Annotated in this window: 3 protein-coding genes; 1 reads left to right on the forward strand and 2 read right to left on the reverse strand. The window is 53.5% G+C overall.

Translation table 11 applies throughout. The annotated features are described in order from the left end of the window. Nucleotides 1-777 precede the first annotated feature (777 nt). A complete protein-coding gene (locus JZX87_RS30870; RefSeq protein ID WP_148148881.1) occupies nt 778-984 on the forward strand; it encodes a hypothetical protein in 207 nt (68 codons plus the stop codon). Nucleotides 985-2,060: 1,076 nt separating this feature from the next. Here the strand turns inward: JZX87_RS30870 and JZX87_RS30875 are convergent. After that, a complete protein-coding gene (locus tag JZX87_RS30875; RefSeq protein WP_206829636.1) occupies nt 2,061-2,249 on the reverse strand; it encodes a hypothetical protein in 189 nt (62 codons plus the stop codon). A 212-nt stretch (nt 2,250-2,461) separates the two neighbouring features. Further along, nucleotides 2,462-2,986 carry a GNAT family N-acetyltransferase gene (locus JZX87_RS30880; RefSeq protein WP_206829637.1) on the reverse strand — a complete coding sequence of 175 codons (525 nt, stop codon included), beginning with the start codon at nt 2,984-2,986 and terminating at the stop codon, nt 2,462-2,464. Between the last annotated feature and the right edge of the window lie 172 nt (nt 2,987-3,158).

Below are 3,158 nucleotides of genomic sequence, written 5' to 3' on the forward strand. Positions count from 1 at the left end.
AAGCCGATCGGCTTCAAAATCACCAAGGCTCATTTCTTTGCAGATGGAAGTAGATAGCGAACGTCCGCTGTTGGCGCGAAGCAGCCGAGGATGTCAGGGCGGTGGGTCACAAAAGCCAGACGAACGCCGCAAGTGCTCCTGCCCATATCGTTAGTGAGATCAACAGCACTAGAAGCTAGTCGCGAAAGCGACGGGTCATATTCCCAAACATTTGAATGTCGGGAAAGTTCACGGGTGTGGGGACGATTGGCCCGAGAGTCGGGCTACCGTTTCAGGGGACTTCGCCGGCGTGCCGCCGCCTTAATGGGATGACCTTACCTCCGAATGTCAGGGTCCGTCTATTCAACGTATTCGCGTGCGCGACCGCAAAACGCAGTTACCTCGAGCATCCCCCATAAAAAAAGCCCCGTCGAAGCGAGGCCTTTCCCTGGCACTGTTAAGCGCTGGCTTACCAGGAAGTTCCTGCCGTACCGGCGCCGGGATTGGTGCTGCCGCCGTTATTCTGCGCAGACTGGGCTGCACCCTGAGTGCCACCGGGTGCGCCGCAGTTTGTGTTCGAGCTAAAGTGATGGGCCTGATGGATATCCCGGCAGAACAGGTCGAACCCCTGTGGACTTGGGCAGCACAACTCTAATAATATCCATAACAATGCTTCGATTCTGGAAGAATCGGCGGGAAGGTAATTTTTAATAAACCCTGATTTTCTTTTCATTCGAAACAACTCTCTCGATTTAAACTTCTGTGTTTCAATAGATGCGGGGAAAATGGGAGGGGAAGATGGTTACTGACTTTGCGCAGCGCCTCGCGGACTGCCATGACGTCACCACAGAACAACTCGAAGCCGTGTTCTTGTATTTGTGCGCAAAGCTCAAACGCGACCGGGCGGAAGGTCGAGCAATATCGTTGCTCACTGTCAAATCTAAGCGTTTGGTCGAAGAAAGCCTCAGAATCCGGGCTGAGTTTTTGGACAAGGACGCAGTGTAGTCCGCTTATCCTGATCTCGATGCTGTCTTTGCTTACTTGGCTGTAGCTTGCATTGGATGTCAGGGCGGTGAGGTCAGTCAGATCCAGAACAACGCGTCTTCGTCAGCGAATTCTTCTGGCGTCCTACCGTCAGTTAAATACTCTTGCCAGTAGCTTGCCGCGACCTCCTCCCCGTCAAGGCCCTTTTCGCGCGGGGTTGTTGACTACGTGTCGTCACACCGATCATAAGCGCTGAAAGTCTAAGTTTGCCCGACGGTGAGGCGGGCCGGCTACTGTTGCCTGCCTTGTAGCGCCCGTCAGTGACGACAATAGCCGTCTGTAGCTTAAGTCGGCAATCGGGCGCGATTAATCAGGGAATGTGATGCTTCCATGAATTCTGATGGACTGTCTCGTTCATTAAGGTTCAGGCAAGAAGACGCCCCGTAGGCTTGCTCCATATTTCAGTGCGATATGGAGACTCAGTTGCCCGATAACGACAACAACGCTCTACTTGATCCGAAGGTCAATTGCAGAAGCCCTTATTGAACTCTCTAAGCGCCTGACGCGATTACATGAGGCGATTGATCAGGCAAACGAAGTGCTCGGACGTCTAACGGACAAAGAGCTGCAAGAGCGGCAAGCAACCTAGTCTGGCTTCGCCTTCCGAGTAATCACAGACCGCCGCTTGAGTGTTCTCAGGTACTTACGCGCCGATCGTTCGCTGATGAATTTCATCTCGTCTGACTTCGACCCGTTTGCCATGCGCACAATGTAGAACTCGTCTTCCGGATACATCTCTATGTCGAGCGGTCCTTTGCGCCAGTCTATCGACGCAACTGTTTCCTGCGCTGTCCGAACGACGATCTTGTAGAGTGATCTCTTGATGGAAGTGCCACTTAGGCGCTCGGGGGCGTCTGCAACCCTGAAGATGGTTGCGTCTACAATGCGCTCTCGGAGATGTGCGTCCTGTGTGAACCTTGACGCCCATTCGCGCAACATTGGGCGCAAGTCGGGACTACTGGAATGGCTATTGTCGTTTAAGGAAGAAGGCATGACGCTCCCCTCTCTTCTTCGAAGGCGAGCGCACTAATTAACCCTCAGTCGCCACCGCCAACGGTCTCGGTTGGTAACGATAGGTCGGTATATAATCCATTCCTGATAGACTGTCGACACAGCACCTTCTCTTTCAGTTCCTTCCCCTTAGGTGTCAGGATGCACGAGGCAGCCCGAATGTCGCCTATGAGTTCGATGATGCCGTGATCGCGCGCCTCGATGAGCGTCTTCATTCCAACACCTCTGGGTAGTTGGTTAGACGACACAGTATCGAGTTCCTTGAGCAACAGAAGCAGGCGAGAATACTGCATGAACTTGAATGCCAGTTGGAATTACAGCAATTCCTAAACTATCGCCCACTCAACGCAACTCTACGATCGGTTCCGTCCGCTTGCGTACCGTTTTACCGATGTCAGGGCGGTGGGCCGCTCCTTGCCCGAAGCGGTCATTTGGGCAGTCCCATTTCCCATTCCAAACGAAGCATGCTCATGATCGCGGTGTCCCATCTCTCGTCACCAACTTTGGCAGACGACCGCCTCACTCCCTCGTGGACAAAACCGACCTTGTTGTAGGTTCGGATAGCGGCACTGTTCCAGCTATAGACATTTAGCTCAGTCCTCTCGATTTCCGGATGAGAGAACGCCCGCTCCAATCCCGCTTCCAGCAACGGTTTAGCTAGTCCTTGTCCCCGCATTGTTGGCGCGACCATGACGCGGCCAATCCTTGCGACGCCATTTTTCCAGTCCACAGCTAATTGGATATGCCCTGCTATAGCCTGGGAGGCGTTAACAGCCATCCAGGATAGCCGCTTGGGCGGTAACGTTTGCCCTTCGATAATAATCTGTTCAAGCTGATCGTCGGTGATCGGATAAGTAAGATCAGGTCCGCCCCACTGCACGACATCGCGCTCGCTGCCCAGCCAACTGCGAAGGACCGGGAAGTGGATTGCCTCAAAATCGATTAAAGTCATTATCCGCTCATTACAAACTGAACCGAAATTAAGCCTATAGCCGGAGCATCCACTGCGCAACGTCCGCGTCTGGCGCTTTCGCGTCATGACGGCTATCGGCCGAGGCTGTGTGAAAACACCAGCGCATCCCGTAGCAATTCGTAATCGAGCTTGGTCTGGCGGAATTGGCTCT

This window comes from Agrobacterium sp. Ap1 (assembly GCF_017313375.1).
GTDB classification, from domain to species: Bacteria; Pseudomonadota; Alphaproteobacteria; order Rhizobiales; family Rhizobiaceae; genus Neorhizobium; species Neorhizobium cellulosilyticum.

Bases quoted from the DNA above. Each gene is read 5' to 3' on its own strand.
- JZX87_RS30870 (WP_148148881.1), top strand. From the start codon at position 778: ATGGTTACTGACTTTGCGCAGCGCCTCGCGGACTGCCATGACGTCACC.
- JZX87_RS30875 (WP_206829636.1), bottom strand. From the start codon at position 2,249: ATGAAGACGCTCATCGAGGCGCGCGATCACGGCATCATCGAACTCATA.
- JZX87_RS30880 (WP_206829637.1), bottom strand. From the start codon at position 2,986: ATGACTTTAATCGATTTTGAGGCAATCCACTTCCCGGTCCTTCGCAGT.